General features: G+C 37.3%; 14 protein-coding genes. 4 read left to right on the top strand and 10 right to left on the bottom strand.

The window, feature by feature from the left end; genetic code table 11:
* Positions 1-258: 258 nt before the first annotated feature.
* Entirely contained in the window at positions 259-720 is a 462-nt protein-coding gene (locus T375_RS05825) for an RpiB/LacA/LacB family sugar-phosphate isomerase (RefSeq protein WP_044936250.1), read from the bottom strand.
* A gap of 384 nt (positions 721-1,104) precedes the next feature.
* Here T375_RS05825 and T375_RS05830 point away from each other — a divergent pair, with 384 nt between their 5' ends.
* The gene (locus tag T375_RS05830; protein WP_197019843.1) at positions 1,105-2,820 is read left to right on the top strand and encodes an EAL domain-containing protein; all 1,716 of its coding nucleotides are present in this window, start codon (positions 1,105-1,107) and stop codon (positions 2,818-2,820) included.
* A 34-nt stretch (positions 2,821-2,854) separates the two neighbouring features.
* Here T375_RS05830 and T375_RS05835 read toward each other — a convergent pair whose 3' ends face one another.
* The 6 genes from T375_RS05835 to T375_RS13160 form a co-directional block, all read right to left on the bottom strand.
* Positions 2,855-3,307, bottom strand: coding sequence for a low molecular weight protein-tyrosine-phosphatase (locus T375_RS05835; protein WP_044936252.1), 453 nt, complete (start codon positions 3,305-3,307; stop codon positions 2,855-2,857).
* Positions 3,308-3,319: 12 nt separating this feature from the next.
* A complete protein-coding gene (locus T375_RS13150) occupies positions 3,320-3,928 on the bottom strand; it encodes a hypothetical protein (protein WP_049960313.1) in 609 nt (202 codons plus the stop codon).
* Positions 3,929-4,013: 85 nt separating this feature from the next.
* Complete coding sequence (locus tag T375_RS05845; RefSeq protein ID WP_044936253.1) at positions 4,014-4,649, bottom strand: hypothetical protein; 636 nt, start codon at positions 4,647-4,649, stop codon at positions 4,014-4,016.
* A 79-nt stretch (positions 4,650-4,728) separates the two neighbouring features.
* Entirely contained in the window at positions 4,729-7,293 is a 2,565-nt protein-coding gene (locus tag T375_RS13155; protein ID WP_049960314.1) for an MFS domain-containing histidine kinase, read from the bottom strand.
* Between the two features lie 18 nt (positions 7,294-7,311).
* Positions 7,312-8,013, bottom strand: coding sequence for a response regulator transcription factor (locus T375_RS05855; protein WP_044936751.1), 702 nt, complete (start codon positions 8,011-8,013; stop codon positions 7,312-7,314).
* 194 nt (positions 8,014-8,207) lie between these two features.
* A complete protein-coding gene (locus tag T375_RS13160; RefSeq protein ID WP_049960315.1) occupies positions 8,208-9,395 on the bottom strand; it encodes a hypothetical protein in 1,188 nt (395 codons plus the stop codon).
* Positions 9,396-9,568: 173 nt separating this feature from the next.
* Here T375_RS13160 and T375_RS05865 point away from each other — a divergent pair, with 173 nt between their 5' ends.
* Both T375_RS05865 and T375_RS05870 read left to right on the top strand, forming a co-directional pair.
* Positions 9,569-10,297, top strand: coding sequence for a CPBP family intramembrane glutamic endopeptidase (locus T375_RS05865; RefSeq protein WP_044936254.1), 729 nt, complete (start codon positions 9,569-9,571; stop codon positions 10,295-10,297).
* A 67-nt stretch (positions 10,298-10,364) separates the two neighbouring features.
* Positions 10,365-10,757, top strand: a complete 393-nt coding sequence (locus T375_RS05870) for a pyridoxamine 5'-phosphate oxidase family protein (protein ID WP_044936255.1) — start codon at positions 10,365-10,367, stop codon at positions 10,755-10,757.
* A gap of 31 nt (positions 10,758-10,788) precedes the next feature.
* Here the strand turns inward: T375_RS05870 and T375_RS13820 are convergent, their stop codons facing one another.
* From T375_RS13820 to T375_RS05880, 3 genes are all read right to left on the bottom strand, one after another.
* On the bottom strand, positions 10,789-10,914 hold the full coding sequence (locus T375_RS13820) for a hypothetical protein (RefSeq protein WP_256377526.1): 126 nt from the start codon (positions 10,912-10,914) through the stop codon (positions 10,789-10,791).
* 106 nt (positions 10,915-11,020) lie between these two features.
* Positions 11,021-12,406: a 23S rRNA (uracil(1939)-C(5))-methyltransferase RlmD gene (rlmD, locus tag T375_RS05875; protein ID WP_044936256.1), complete on the bottom strand. Its 1,386-nt coding sequence runs from the start codon at positions 12,404-12,406 to the stop codon at positions 11,021-11,023.
* A complete protein-coding gene (locus T375_RS05880; protein ID WP_044936258.1) occupies positions 12,406-13,356 on the bottom strand; it encodes a 3'-5' exoribonuclease YhaM family protein in 951 nt (316 codons plus the stop codon). Before T375_RS05880 ends, rlmD begins: the two co-directional genes overlap by 1 nt.
* Before the next feature lie 178 nt (positions 13,357-13,534).
* Here T375_RS05880 and T375_RS05885 point away from each other — a divergent pair, with 178 nt between their 5' ends.
* Positions 13,535-15,577: a beta-galactosidase gene (locus T375_RS05885; RefSeq protein ID WP_044936260.1), complete on the top strand. Its 2,043-nt coding sequence runs from the start codon at positions 13,535-13,537 to the stop codon at positions 15,575-15,577.
* The last annotated feature ends 34 nt before the right edge of the window (positions 15,578-15,611 follow it).

The raw sequence follows: 15,611 nt of genomic DNA on the forward strand, positions 1-15,611 counted from the left end.
TGTATTAATTCAAGGTTTGTTTCACTGTTCAGTTATCAATCTTCGTTTATTTGTTTTGCTCTGTGTGACTTGCTGTCCCTCAGTGCTCGATTATAATATCACCTGTATCATCACTTGTAAAGCTTTTTTTGATGATTTTTTTAAAGTAAATCTATTCACCCTAAAAGCGCCCTTTTGTTTGAATTGCACTAATTGTTTGTACAATATTTGTAAATACCCCACAATACCAATTATAATCCCTTTACTTGCACCTCAACTTTACTTTACAGGCACGCAATGCTTATCGTTGATATCGCAAACCTTCTGTACTCTTCTTCTATACTTTTCTTCCATCAATGGTTCAGTATTAAGCCATGTCTTAACTACTTCCATTGCCATCAAACCACCAATGATCTTTGCACCAAGGCAAATGATGTTTGAATCTGTATGCTGACGAGCTAATGTTGCACATAATGGATCCTGGCATACTGCTGCATAGCATCCGTTTATCTTGTTTGCAATAAGTGCACTACCATAACCTACACCATCGCAGAATATTCCTCTGTCGCATTCACCTTTTGCTACTGCTAATGAAGCTGGATAAACAAAATCTGATAAGTCACAGCTATTATCATCGTATGTACCAAAATCTTCTACTTCATATCCCTGACTTAATAAGTAAGCTTTGATTTCCTCCTTCATTTGTGTTCCTGCATGATCGTTTGCCATTGCAATCTTCATATTTATTTCCTCCTACTTTTATATACATAACAATAATCATCCTACTAAAAGATAACATGTCTACTTTAAATGATAAAAAGGTATTTACTTAATTGCAACATATTCTTATTTCCGTCACAGATTGTTCATTGGAATTGGTCCATATAATAGCATACAATTATTTGTAGGGAGAGCTATGGATTTTATTTGGTTGAGGGGCTTATGTGGGATTATAGTTTCGCTATACCTAGCATCTTAATATTGACTATACTATTGCTCAATTACTTTATGCTACAAAGGCTACCTGTCAGAGTAAACAAGAACTTTGTCAGTCTTTTATTAATTGAGACAATAGTAATCTCTTCTGATATATTCTCCAGCTGGGCCTGTGAGAACTATTTAGCGTTGCCTAAATTTGTTGTTATCTTTAGCAATATGCTCTTCTTCGTATTTTTCATTCTAAGAGCATATGCTTTCTTTGTATTCACCTGCAGCATACTTGAGCTCAATCCTGTTGAAAACAAATTCAGAACATTTTTATGTAGACTACCATTACTTATTTCTGAGATAGTTACATTATCGTCACCTTGGACTAAAGCTGTCTTTTCTATAGAAAGTACCGGCTATCAGCGTGGCTATTTTTACAATATTATAGTATTAAATTTCGCCATTTATCTGTTTATGAGTACCTATGCTGTAATAATTTTCAGAGGCAAACTTAAGGCAAAAAGAGAATTTTACGGAGTTTTATTCTACTTGCTTTTACTTACAATCGGTCTGATTTTTAGAATCTTGTTACCTAAGTACCTCCTTATGGATACATTCTGCGTAATGACAATAATCTCTATAAATCTTCTTTTTATGAATCCAGAGTATTTTATAGAAAGAAGAACACGTTTATTCAATAGCGAAGGACTACGAATCATTCTTCAAGATACAACTAGGCAAAAATATAACACTATATTTGCATTTGTGATTAGACATTATCAAGAGGCCGTAGAAATCTATGGTGCAAAGCAGATGGATGTTGGTATCCGTCTCATCGGTTTATACTTAAGACGAATTCTCCCAAAAGAAAAGCTATTCTATTATCGATCAGGCAGATTTGTCATTATGACAAAATCCAGCGTCGATGTTTCAGCTGTAATTAAAAAAATCGAAGAACGTTTCAAGTCCCCTTGGTTATCCGACAACGTTGAACTGTATTTGGAGGCAAGATTTGTTGAAGTAAGCCCTGACTATGAAATGTATGATTCAGATATCGTTATTAATACTTTAGTAAATGCCCTGAGCAAGGCCAACAATAGTACGGACAAGTCTCATATACTTGTGGGCCGAGAAATGTTTGATACAATACAAAACAATACCGCCATCAAGAGGGCCCTTGAAAAAGCAATCGAAAACAATAAAATTGAAGTATTTTTGCAGCCTATTATGGATGCCCAGACAAATACTTTGGTAGGTGCCGAAAGTCTATGTAGAATTAGAGATGATAAAGGTGAAATAATATCTCCTAACAAGTTTATTCCAATTGCTGAAAGCAATGGTCGAATAAATCAACTGGGTGAACAGGTTTTTGAGAAAACCTGTAAATTCATCAGCGAAAATGACATGAGTACATTGGGATTAGAGTGGATTAATGTAAATCTATCTGCTGCACAATTTATGAAAAAGGATTTAGCATCGGATTTCAGTAATCTCATTGAGAAATATAATCTTCGCCCTTCCGACATTCATCTTGAAATAACAGAGGCGGTAATCGTTGATGATGATATTATGAATAATCAAATTCAAAGTCTTCGTCAAAAAGGATTCCTGTTTTCTCTTGATGATTATGGAACAGGCTATTCCAACATTAGTAGGCTTAAACATTCGCCATTTTCTAACGTAAAAATTGATATGAGTCTTGTATGGGACTACTGTGATAATCCAAATTTACTTTTACCTATGCTGATAAAAGCATTCAAAAAAACCGGATATAGTATTACTGCCGAAGGAATAGAAACAAAAGAAATAGAAGAAACAATGAAATCTATTGGATGCGATTATCTGCAAGGAATGTACTATTCGCCTCCAATTCCAATGGATGAATTTATAAAGAAATATACTAAAAGCTCTTAGCCAACAAGACTAAGAGCTTTTCTTGTTATCAATATTAATAATTTAGATGCATTAAAAGGCCTTCGCAACCAGCCAATACATCCCTATAACAAACGTCAAACTTTCGAGTGTACCAAGGATCATCAATATCACGTGGTCTATCGGTAAAATCAAGAAGCCTGTATATTTTGTTGTCCCTGTCTTCACCAAATTCATAGCGTAGGTCACGCATATTTTCTGCATCCATTCCAATTATATAATCATAATCTCTGTACTCGTCTTTTCTAATATGACGAGCTCCATAGCCGCTACAATCTATGCCTTTTTCATTAAGCAGTTGTCTAACTGGTGGATATACTGGATTGCCTATTTCCTCGTATGTCATAGCTGCACAGTCGATATAGAAATCCTCTGCAATTCCGCGTTTGTCTACCATATCCTGCATTACATATTTGGCCATAGGCGAGCGACAAATTGAACCATGGCAAACAAAAAGTATTTTAGTCATTATTATCCTCCGCTAAGACTGTAAATCCAGAGTCGGCATAGAATCTATTACTTCTTGTAAAGGAGACCATGCCATAACATCAAAATCATCTTCTCCTATACTAGCATTTTCATCCTCGTCCTCCAAGCCCTCGCCTTTGTTTCTATTAGTTTTTCTTGCCTCCTCTATTTCATCATTATTGCTAGGCAAACTAGCATATGCATCTGTCTTTTTGAATTCCCTTACTACTTCATCCAAGGCTGCAATTATAGCTGTTTTATATTCATCTTTATCTGAAATACTGTTGTAAGCAAAGAAAATAATGTCGTTAACCTCTTCTTTAGACTGAGCAGTCTTCAGCTGATGTTCCAGATTTTCAGCCATTCTTCTGATTCTGAGATATTGTAGATAGAGTTCTGGATTGTGCTCTTTTAAATATGACTCTTCCTTTTTAGTTAGCCTTTTCCCGCTTTTTATTTTTGCCTGTATTTTTTCCATCAGCTTAGGATCTTCCTTGCTATTTGAATCAGAGGCTTCCTCCTGTAGTTTTCTAACCACATTCGTCAAATGAGCTGATACCGTTTGGCCATCTATACTATTATTTTGAAAACTCATGTTTCCTAAATCAAATGATATCTGCATAGTCTTCTCCTATACCTTACAAATAAAAAAGGGTCATGAATGATTGTTATTTCATCCATGAACCTTTTGATATCCTTAATATCGTTTAAAGCATCAAGCCACTCGAACTATAAGTTCCTGAGCTTAGCGCCATAGCCTTATTGACTATTGTGTCAATAGAATCAACTGTGCTAGCAATGTTTTTGTAATATGAAGAGGTGCTACCAAGTAGAGCTTTGATATCCTCTGGATTTGCAGCTGCAAGCTTTTCCTGATCAATTACAAGCTTGTTATCGCTGCCCATTGAAATTCCGATATTTGCAAAATCCTCAGCCTTCGCTTTGTAAGCCTCCAAGAACTCTGATTGGAATGTGTTGTATAATGTGCCTCCACATGAGGTTAGATTTGTGATAGTACTGTTATAAGCAGTTACAAAATTAGTAACTCCCTTTAACAAGTCAGCATTATCATATTCTTTTCCTGACTCTGCCTCATATAAAGACTTATCATCAAGCTTTGAAAGAGCATCCAAAAGATTTGTAGCAGCCTTATCAACATTTTTGTATTTGCTGTTGGAGCTACTAGATGATAGTCCCATGGATTCCATCTTCTGCTGATATTTCAAATCATTGTTTGAGATGATTTGGTCGATAAGCGCATTTCCACTTTTTTTGCTATTTAACATTGAAAGCAGACCTTGACTACTCTGATAATACTCATAAGAATTATTAATCGTACTCATCAAAACCCTCCTTTTTTCATTCTCCATGTTTTATATCGGACAGGTTTTGCCACAAATTAACAGGTTAAGTTTATTATTTTTATTCTTCTGTTTTAAGCTCGTCAAATTCAACTATTGCTTTAAACAAATCTCCATCAATCTCAAGAGTCAATGAGCCTCCCATTGATTCTGTTAAGCTCTTTGCTATGGAAAGACCTAAGCCATTTCCATCTGTAAAACGAGACTTGTCGCCACGAACAAAACGCTCCATAAGCTCATCTGCTGAAATGTTTAACTCATTTTTTGATGTGTTTCTAAAGTTAAATCTGACTTTGCCGTCTACTCTCTTCAAATCAATATACGCTCTTGTATCCGGTTGCGCATATTTTACGATGTTAGACATAAGGTTATCAAAAACTCTCCAAAGATAGCGATTGTCCGCCATAAGGAAGATGTCATCTGCTGGAAAATCTGTTACTACTGTAATCTTGCCAGCTTCTAGTCTTTCACTAAATTCACCTATTGATTGATTTAGCAGAACAACAGCATTTATTTTTTCCATGGAAAATTTAATATTTCCTGTAGATGCTTTTGATGCTTCTATTAAATCTTCTATTAGCTTTTTCAGACGTGCTGACTGGCGACTAAGGACTCCTAAATATTCCTTTGCCTTTTCATTATCAATCTTTTCTTTGTCAAGCAAATCCACGTAGTTGATGATTGATGTAAGCGGAGTCTTAATGTCGTGAGAGACATTAGTTATAAGTTCAGTCTTCATTCTCTCGCTTTTGGTTCGTTCATCAAGAGCTACATTGATACCATCACCAATCTGATTCATGGCAATGGCATGCTCCTCTAAAAACAGTGGCATCCCCTTTAAATCAACCTTTGCTGATAAATCTCCTGCCGCAAGGGCTATGGCTGTCTCCTTTATTCTGGCATAGCTATATAACAATTTGCGAAGCACAACGACAAAAGCTATTTTTTCAAGTACCCAGAATGGAGCAATTCCTCTAGTATCGTACGACATCATAATTACAAAATATTCAATTATCGTAATTACGATAAAGATAAACCAAATTCTTCTAGTCCATTTAATATTTTTACGAATCTTTATTGACTGCTGATGAAGGATAGCAAGCCGACCCTTCCCCCAGACGATGATTTTGTAGGCACATGTATGCTTAAAGAATCGATGTAGTTTTACATTTACCGCTAAGTTTGCAGACCACATAAGACCTACTGCCATCATAGCTGCTGCAACTATTCCAAATATAAATATAGACATTCCAAGAGATAAATTGCTATCTCTCATTGTTTCTACAAGCCAATAGGATATTGCAAAAATAATATATTCCGTAATAATAGCGCACCAGAAAAATACATCAGTCCAAACCTTACCAATCCAATTAACGCTAATTTCATCGGAATCTTTTTTATGACCAATTGCACTCATAAACAGAACATAACATAGGATTGAAAGTATAAATGAAAGGACCGCTGCTATCGGAAATACGTATTTTGTATCCTCGGCAAATCCGATGAACCATTTAGCCTGTGCATAAAAATCATTTACTCCATTAAATGTATCTTTAGGGAAGCATACAAAAACATATTTTTCTGTTTCAGGATTTAAAGTTGCAACCTCAACTGTAGAAGCAGTTTCTAAATATGCTTCATAATTTATTTCTGAAAGTGTGTTATGTATAGTAGAAAAGTCAGCAATATATTCACCCATTGGTGCTTCCTCTCCGTACCCGTCCACATAAATATTAATAGCAAAATCTTCTATACTATCTGTGATTGGAGAAAACTGGGTATCTTCAATATACAAACCATCTGTATTTTCTACAGGAGCATTAGGCAGAGCACGTTCTGCCGGCAAATAATCAACTTCATATTCTTCTGTTGTTTCTTCTTCTGTTCCTTCTGAATCCTCATCTTCTATTGTATATGTAGTCTCATCACTATCTCCCTCTTCTAAAGGAGTATAATAATCTACCACATCCGGTTTATTGGCTTCCCAAATTTTTCTGTAAATAATATTTGCAGATGAGTTCCAATAAGCATCTTCTTTTGACTCTTCATCAGCATATGTGACTGTACAAATGTCATAACATGACTCACTAAGCTTGTAAAACTCACCGTTACTATATACGTACATGTTCTGACTTATAGGATCATAACCAATACCATTGATATCATAAGTTTTCCATTCAGTGGTATTTACATCAATAATCTGATTGCCACCCCATATGTCCAGGAAATTAGCACTAAGCACAAATTCTGTATCTGGATTAATACTGTAATCTCCTACATAAGCATTATCTGGAACAGTTGTGGTGAAATTTTTATATAAATACAAAGATTCATCATCAATATCAATGTTTTCAGCATTTGTCCCCTTGATAATGCCATAATAGCAATTCATTTCATCTAGCTTGTCTTTATTAAAATCATCCTGATTATTAGAAAGAGCTAGAGTGGCATAGCCGGTGCCTGCATATCGATAAACAAAATCTGAAAATGCATCTTTATCATTCGAATATAACTTCCAGCTTTGGAAGAATGCGCATATCACCAGTGATAAAACGCAAATAAATGCAAAAATAGTGCATCCCACTGCAAGAAGTATCTTACTTGCATTACTGTATAGTCGTTTCATAATCATCCTCCTGATGAGCTAGTCATCAATCTTATATCCGTGCCCCCAGACAGCCTTTAGGTATCTTGGATTGGCACTGTCATATTCTAATTTTTCCCTGAGATGGCGGATATGAACAGCCACAGTGCTTTCGGCACCAAGCACTGTATCATTCCAAACCTTCTCATAAATGTCGCGTGGTGAGAGAACTTCCCCCTTATGTGTCATAAGAAGTTTTAATATGTCATATTCAAGCGGAGTGAGATTTACCAGATTGCCATCAAGTGTAACCTCTTTAGATTTATCATTTAACTCGATGCCTCCAATTTGAAGGATACTGTCATTGTCAGAAGCTTCCTCTGTTGATGCACCAAGCAAAGTGTATCTTCTGATTTGAGATTTAACTCTAGCCATCAGTTCCACTGGATTAAAAGGCTTTGTTACATAATCGTCAGCGCCTATTGTTAGCCCCATAACCTTATCAGCATCTTCGCTTTTGGCAGTAAGCATAATAATTGGCACATTGGAAAATGTTCTTATTTCAGCCATAGCCGCAATACCATCCATTACAGGCATCATCACATCCATAAGAATCAATTTAATATCAGTCTGAGCTTTGATGGCATCTACTGCTTCCTTTCCATTTGAAGCACTAATTACTTCAAAACCTTCACTTACAAGATAGATTTTTAACGCTGAAATGATATCTGGTTCATCATCACATATTAGAATTTTGTTCATTTTATCTCCCATATTGTTTGGACCTTTCGGCCTCCTATGATTAATCACAAATATATATTATTGTATATTATCTTAAGTTCCAATGGGGTAAATTATTAAGATTTGTTTAAGAAAAAGATGGAAATAAAAAACTAGGAGCCTTTACCTAAGACTCCTAGTTGAAAATCATATTATGGCACTTCTAAATACTAATACTACAACGACAAATCAACATGGGCTACAGTTCCCGCAGCTCCTGTGCTTTCTTTTAGATATATTCCTGATTTTCTAAGAACTGCATCGGTCTGACCAGCCACATTCTTATATGAAAATTCAGTATCTATATTACCAAGGTAAATGGCTCCCACATCAGCCTGCTTCAGATTTAGAAGCTTTTCATTTCCCTCTGCATCCTTGGTCCAAACTTTAAGTTTGTTGAAGATAGAATCATTTTCGTCAATCCAGCCATTTTTGTCTTCATCATATTCTGACAAATCTCTGAAGCCATCGCCAGACTTTGTTCCAAATAATTCTGAACCATCGTTAATCTTGCCATCCTCATTTTTATCCAAAGCCAAGAAGCCACTTCCCTGTCCAACAAAAGAAATGTCATCTTCCTTTCCATCTGAATCAATATCAAACTTAAATTTTTGGTCAGCTATTGCTGTGGCATTTGTATCCATGTTTATTACAAGCGGGTCTGTAAGAATTCTTGTGTACGTCTCTTCTGATATGGAATCAATCTTTTGAGACAAGCTGCGGCCTAACATTACTTCCACATTAAAGTTTATGCTACGGCCATCGGAGGTTTGCACCGTTCCTGTGCTCTTAAATCCCGTATTTTCATACTCCAAATGAGAACCGGATGTTGCAGTAATGCGCTGCCATACCTGGGTAGTTGTACTACCTGCTGATGATAAATCAAGTGTGTTTTGCTTTGCTCCGTTTACACTAAACTTAACTCCATCCACTTCACATTTTGAAAATACATTGCGTTGCCAATCATTGAAGGCTCGCACTTGATCAGACAACTTTTTGTCGTTAGGGCTTGTTTTTCCATTGAGAAGATCAAGAATCTTCTTCACAAGACTAATCTGCAAATCTTCGAAATCCCACTGGGACATTTGAGCATTAGCCTCTCGAATCTGCTTATCATGCTCGGCCATTTGATTAATCATGCTTTGGAGATTCTTTTGTTGTCTTTCCTTTTCCTGTTCCTTTTCAGTTTTCTGATACTCTTCTAGTGATTCTTTTAATGATTTTTCCCCATCCTTTGATAACTCAACAATCGCACCAAGCGTATCCACATTCGCTCTCTGTTCAATTGTAACGGTTTCAATATGGGTGTAAGAATAAGAATTGTGTTGAGATGCCATGTTTACATGGCTGTTTTCAATCTTCATAGCGGACTCCTTTCCACAAATAAAGAATATAAAAGTGCCAAACGCCGAAAACTGTTGCACATCCATGTGCCTAATCTTCGTATTTTATATCGGATAAAAAACTGACAATTTATAGTTCCAATGCTAAAAAATGTGATAAAATATTTCTATAATGTATTAAAGGGGCTCACGTTATGGACAATAAGGTAATTTCAAAATCTGGAATCGATCCAAAAAAGCAATATTCTGAGTATCTCATTATTGCGTATCTGACTTACATGTCGCTGTACATCATTTTTAATTCAGCCATCGATTATTTTTATGAATCCGCTTCCATATACAGAATCGGAAACTATGTTGGACTGATACTGGCAGTCGGTACTCTAGTGCCACTGGTACGAAAAGTGCCTACAGACTTTCTGATTGAACCACTAAAAGTAAACAAAGCAAAAATCTGGAACGCTATTACTAGAGGCTTTTTGGTTTGTGCCTTTTTCGGTGGATTAATGATTCTATTGAAGTTTGCAATACTTCAGCTGAATCCAATTATGCTTAAGCGATGCCAGCCATTCTTTTATCTTGATAGATTGACTCCAGGAAAAATCACAACAAACACAATGTTATATCCATTCACTGCATTTTGGCAGGAATATTGTATGAATGTCATGGGTTATGACGGAATGCGCACACTGCTAGTTGGTAACCATCGAAAGCATAAATCTGTTTCCGTTGTAGCTCTATTCTTTGGAGCCATGCATTACACCTATGGTTTCCCAATGATAGCGCTCACAATTCTATTTGTTTTATTTATGAATTACATTTATCGTCGTACTAAAAACTTATGGGTTTGCATGCTAGTTCATATTATTCTTGGTCAGTTGCTATTTACTTTGCAACTGCAAAAAATAACCTTTTCTTTTTAATTGAAAATATACAAGCATTTGCCTATAATAGATTGTGTACAATTTATTTCATAAGGAGGATATTTTCATGAAAGAAGTTTGTCAGTTTTTAAAAGATGCTGGAGTTTACTACCTTGCGACAGTAGAAGGTGACCAGCCAAGAGTTCGCCCATTCGGCACAATTGAAATTTTCGAAGATAAGCTTTACATCCAGACAGGAAAGTCTAAAGATGTTTCAAAACAGATTCAGGCTAATCCTAAGGTTGAAATCTGTGCTTTCAAAGATGGTCAGTGGATTCGTATTTGCGGAGAGCTTGTAAGAGATGATCGTGTAGAAGCAAAGGCTCACATGCTTGATAACTATCCTGACTTAAAGGCTCAGTACTCTGCAGAAGATGACAATACTGAGGTACTCTACTTCAAGAACGCAGTAGCTACTATCTCATCATTCACAGCAGCTCCAAAGACAATCAATTTCTAATATACTAAAAGGGAGGTACAAACCTCCCTTTTTACATGCTTTTCTTACATTCTGGACAGATATGCTTTCTGCCATCAGCAATATATAACTTCACATCATTAAAATTCAAGTAAACCTTCTTTTTGCATTTCGAGCAAACATACATATATAAAGCCATTACGCTTCTCCCTTTAATATAGTGACTTCTAGCATTCACCATAAAATAAACATTACGAGAAGTATAATCCCTTTTGCGTTATGTATCAAGAGGTTTTGTGAAATATTTATCGTTTTATAACTAATTTTGCAACCGTCTCTGTGTGCATGGTGTGACCGAATTGATCAACCACTGTGTATTTCTCTAAATGATAGCCATGCTCCTCCAAATGCTTGAGGTCACGTGCTAGGGTGGCGCTGTCACAGCTCACATAGACGATGCGAGATGGCTGCATTTTTATCATGGTATCAAGAGCCACTACGTCGCAGCCTTTGCGAGGTGGGTCCACCATGATGACATCTGGATGGGACATCTTCTCATAAATCTCTGGAAGGACTACTTCCGCTTCGCCGCAATAGAACTCTGCATTGCCAAGTCCATTTAGCTTTGCATTGGCCTTGGCATTTTCGATGGCCTGAGGTACTACCTCGATACCGATTACACGGCCTGCTCGCTTTGCCATAGAAAGCGAAATGGTACCGATGCCGCAGTAAAGGTCCCAGACCTCCTCTGTACCGTGCAAATCTGCATATTCAAGTGCCTTACTATAAAGTCTTTCCATCTGATCGTGGTTCACCTGATAGAAGGAATTGGCACTGATATCAAAGGCGATTGTATCACCGCTAGTGAGGGTGATTGTATCGCGAATCGCTTCTTTGCCATATAAAGCTTTTGTCTCATATCCCATGATGACATTGTCACGGCGAGTGTTAACATTAAGCACAAGTGATGCAAGCTCTGACTCAACTGCCTTGACATGAGCAACTAGTGAATCCACCTTAGGCAGTGAATCGCCATTAACTACTACACATACCATTGTCTCACCTGTGGCCTTACCCTCGCGGACCAGGACGTGACGAATCTGGCCTTTTCCAGTAGCCTCGTCATATGGCTTGATGCCACATTCATTCATATAATCAATTACCGCATATACGATATCCATGCTCTTCTTTGAGCAGATTTTGCAATCATCTGATGGAACAATTCTATGGCTTCTGGCTCCGTAAAAGCCTGCAATAATATTGCCATCTTTATCAAGGCCGATTGGAACCTGGGCCTTATTACGATAGCGAAGTGGCTCGGTCATGCCGATAATAGGATCACGTATAGATTCCACAAACGCTCTATCGTATCCGCCAATTTTGACAAGGTTGTTTGCTACAATATTATCCTTAATCTCAAGCTGCTTATCATAGGATACCTGCATAATCTGGCACCCACCGCACTGCTTTGCATTTGGGCAGGCAGGCTGCACTCGATATGGGCTGGCCTCCACAACTTCCTTAAGAGCAGCAAAACAATAGGTCTTTTTAACCTTTGTGATGATGACGTCACATACATCTCCAACCACGGCATCCTTCACAAAAATGGTCACACCATCAGTGTGACCAATTCCTGCTCCCTCCAAGGACATATCTTCAATTGTAAGTCTTACAATATCATTCTTATTCATTAATTCTTTCCTGTTCTACGGATGTTTGAATCCAATAAACGATTGAATCCCTGCCATGTAAGGTTGTTTTCCTCAACATTTTCGAGAGCTTCAAAGATTGTTTCCATCTTGGCATCGATATTGTCAGCAAATGAAAGGGCGATAGCCTCTGCAATAGCTGGCTTCTTTGGTGAGCCAAACTCCAGCTCGCCATGATGAGAAAGAATACAGTGGATAAGCTCTTTACGCTTAACCTCTGGGAAATTTGGGATGTCGTCGATAGCTCTGTCTACCATGCTGGCACCAACAAAAATGTGACCAAGGAGCTGGCCTTCGTCAGTGTAGTCATTTCTAGGGAATTCTGAGAGCTCACGGACCTTTCCAATGTCGTGGAAAATAGCTGCTGTGATGAGCAAATCTCTATCTAAAAATGGATACTGATTGCTGAAGTAATCACAGTTTGTAGCAACTGAAAGAGTGTGCTCTAAAAGGCCGCCTGTGAAACCGTGATGAACAGATTTAGCAGCTGAGTGTCCCTTAAATGTCTCGATGAATTCTTTATCTTCAACGAAGTATTTGTTAAGTAATGCTTTCATATATGGTGACTTTACGGAATTGATAAGCTTGATTAAAGCACTCCACATTTCACCAATATCCTTCTTGCTAGAAGGAATATAATCAGATATTTCGAATTCGCCAGGATTAGCCTTGCGAAGTCTTTTAATATTAAACTGTAAAGCACCGTTCCAGCTTGTGATATCGCCAGTAACTGTAATGAAATCAAGCTCATCATAATCGCTGATGCCTTCGGAATCTACGTCCCAAATCTTGGCATCGATAGTGCCTGTCTTATCACAAAGAGTAAGTGATTCAAATGCCTTTCCAGTCTTAGATACACCAAGTGTTTTCTTCTTACATAAGTATGTCTCTGTACCTCTGTCTCCCTCTTTGAGGGTGTTAATATATTTCATTTATTACTCCATTCTAAGGCAAATAAATTGCCACAAAAGATGTATTTAATTATAAGTGATAGCCCATCGATAATCAATGCGAATGGGATGGTCGAAAATATAAATTATTTCTCTTTTTTTTATTCATTTTTGCACTTTTCGTATGATATTATTCTTTTAAGTATAAGGAGAAGAAAATATGGAACGAAACAGGCTTTTTACAAAGATTTCTGGGATTTTACACGGGGGTGATTACAATCCAGAACAATGGCTTGATAGACCAGATATTCTGGATAAAGATATTGCCTACATGCGAGATGCCCATATTAATACTGTCACTTTAGGTGTTTTCTCTTGGGCTATACACGAACCTACAGAAGGAAACATCAATTTAGATTGGCTTGCAGCTATCATTGAGAAACTATACAGCAACAATATCTATACTGTACTTGCAACTCCATCTGGGGCTCGCCCTGCATGGCTTGATGAAAAATATCCATCTGCTATGCGTTGCGATGAAATGGGTGTAAGAAATCATCATGGACTTCGCCATAATCATTGTATGCAGTCTCCAGAATACCGCGAGAAGGTCCGTATTATCGACACCGCCCTTGCAAAGCGTTTTGCTGGAAATCCTGCCATTCTCATGTGGCACATCTCTAATGAGTTAGGTGGATACTGCTACTGTGATACTTGCCGCAAGAAGTTCCAGGAATGGCTTGCAGATAGATATGATAACGATATTGAAAAATTGAATAAGGCTTGGTGGACCACATTCTGGTCCCACAAATTCAATAGCTTTGATCAGATTGACCCACCTTACTCAAATGGCGAAAATTGCGTGCTCGGTCTCAATCTTGACTGGAAAAGATTTAACACCTGGTCCGCTACAGATTTCATGAAGTTTGAAATAGACACTTTAAGAGAAAACGGTGCAACCGAACCTACCACCACAAACTTTATGGAAATGTTTATGGATTACGACTATCACTATATGAGTAAATTCATAGATGTAATCAGCTGGGACAACTATCCTGAGCTCCACAATAACTGGCAGTCTGATGCAGATACTATGCTTGAGCGTAGCTTCAATCATGCTTTATTTAGAAGTATGAAGCCAGGTCAACCTTTCATGATGATGGAGTCAGCTCCTGGAGTGGTTAACTGGAGACCTTATAACAAATATCGCCGTCCTGGGGTACATAAGCTTATATCAATGCAGGCTGTTGCAACAGGTTCTGATACCGTTCAATACTTCCAGATTCGAAAAGGTAGAGGTTCTTCCGAACAATATCACGGTGCTGTTATAGATCATATTGGTACCAATGACACAAGAATTTTTAAGGAAGTAGCTTCACTTGGTGATGATTTAAATCACATATCAGAGATAACAGGATCTGTTTCAGACAATAAAGTAGCTATTCTTTTTGATTGGGACAACAGATGGGCCATAGATGATGCTTGGGCTCTTGCAAAGGATACAAAGAACTACGACAAGACCTGTATGGAAATCTACAATGAATTTATGAGCTTTGGAATTGAGCCAGACATTATATCTTCTGATATGGATTGGTCAAATTATAAAATTATTTGTGCACCAATGCTTTATCTTCTTCACGATGGAATTGGGGATAAGATAGCTGATTTCATCGGTGAAGGTGGACAATTCATGGCAACCTACTTTACCGGCTATGTGGATAAAAGTTGTTTGAACTGGCTTGGAGGATTTCCAGGTGATGGGCTTCACAATATTTTTGGCCTTCGCTCTGAAGAAATCGATACACTTTATCCAGAAGATGTTGTAAATATTAGAATAAGACATAAAACAGGATTTACATATCACTCTGCTGCAGTTCGTGATTACCAGGAATTACTTAGAGATGTAACTGCAGATGTTTTGGCAAGATATGACAACGACTATATGGCTGGCACTCCTGCCATTACAAGAAATCAATTTGAAAAGGGATATGCATACTATGTAGCATGCCGTACTAATCAAGATGACATCGAATTCCTATATCGCGAAATGCTTGATAGAGCTGAAATTTCTTATAGCAAGCTTCCAGCAGGAATCGAAAAACACACTAGATTCGCTAATGATATTAGATATGACTTCTATCTTAACTGCACTGATAAACCAGTATGTATATCAAAGATAAATGGATTTGAACTGATTTCTTGTACATCAGTTGATGGAAAACTACACCTAGACAAATATGGCGTAGCTGTAATAAAGAATTAAAAAATGGACTGGCCCATGTGGCCAGTCCTATTTT

Source organism: Pseudobutyrivibrio sp. LB2011, from assembly GCF_000701765.1.
Classification (GTDB): domain Bacteria; phylum Bacillota; class Clostridia; order Lachnospirales; family Lachnospiraceae; genus Pseudobutyrivibrio; species Pseudobutyrivibrio ruminis.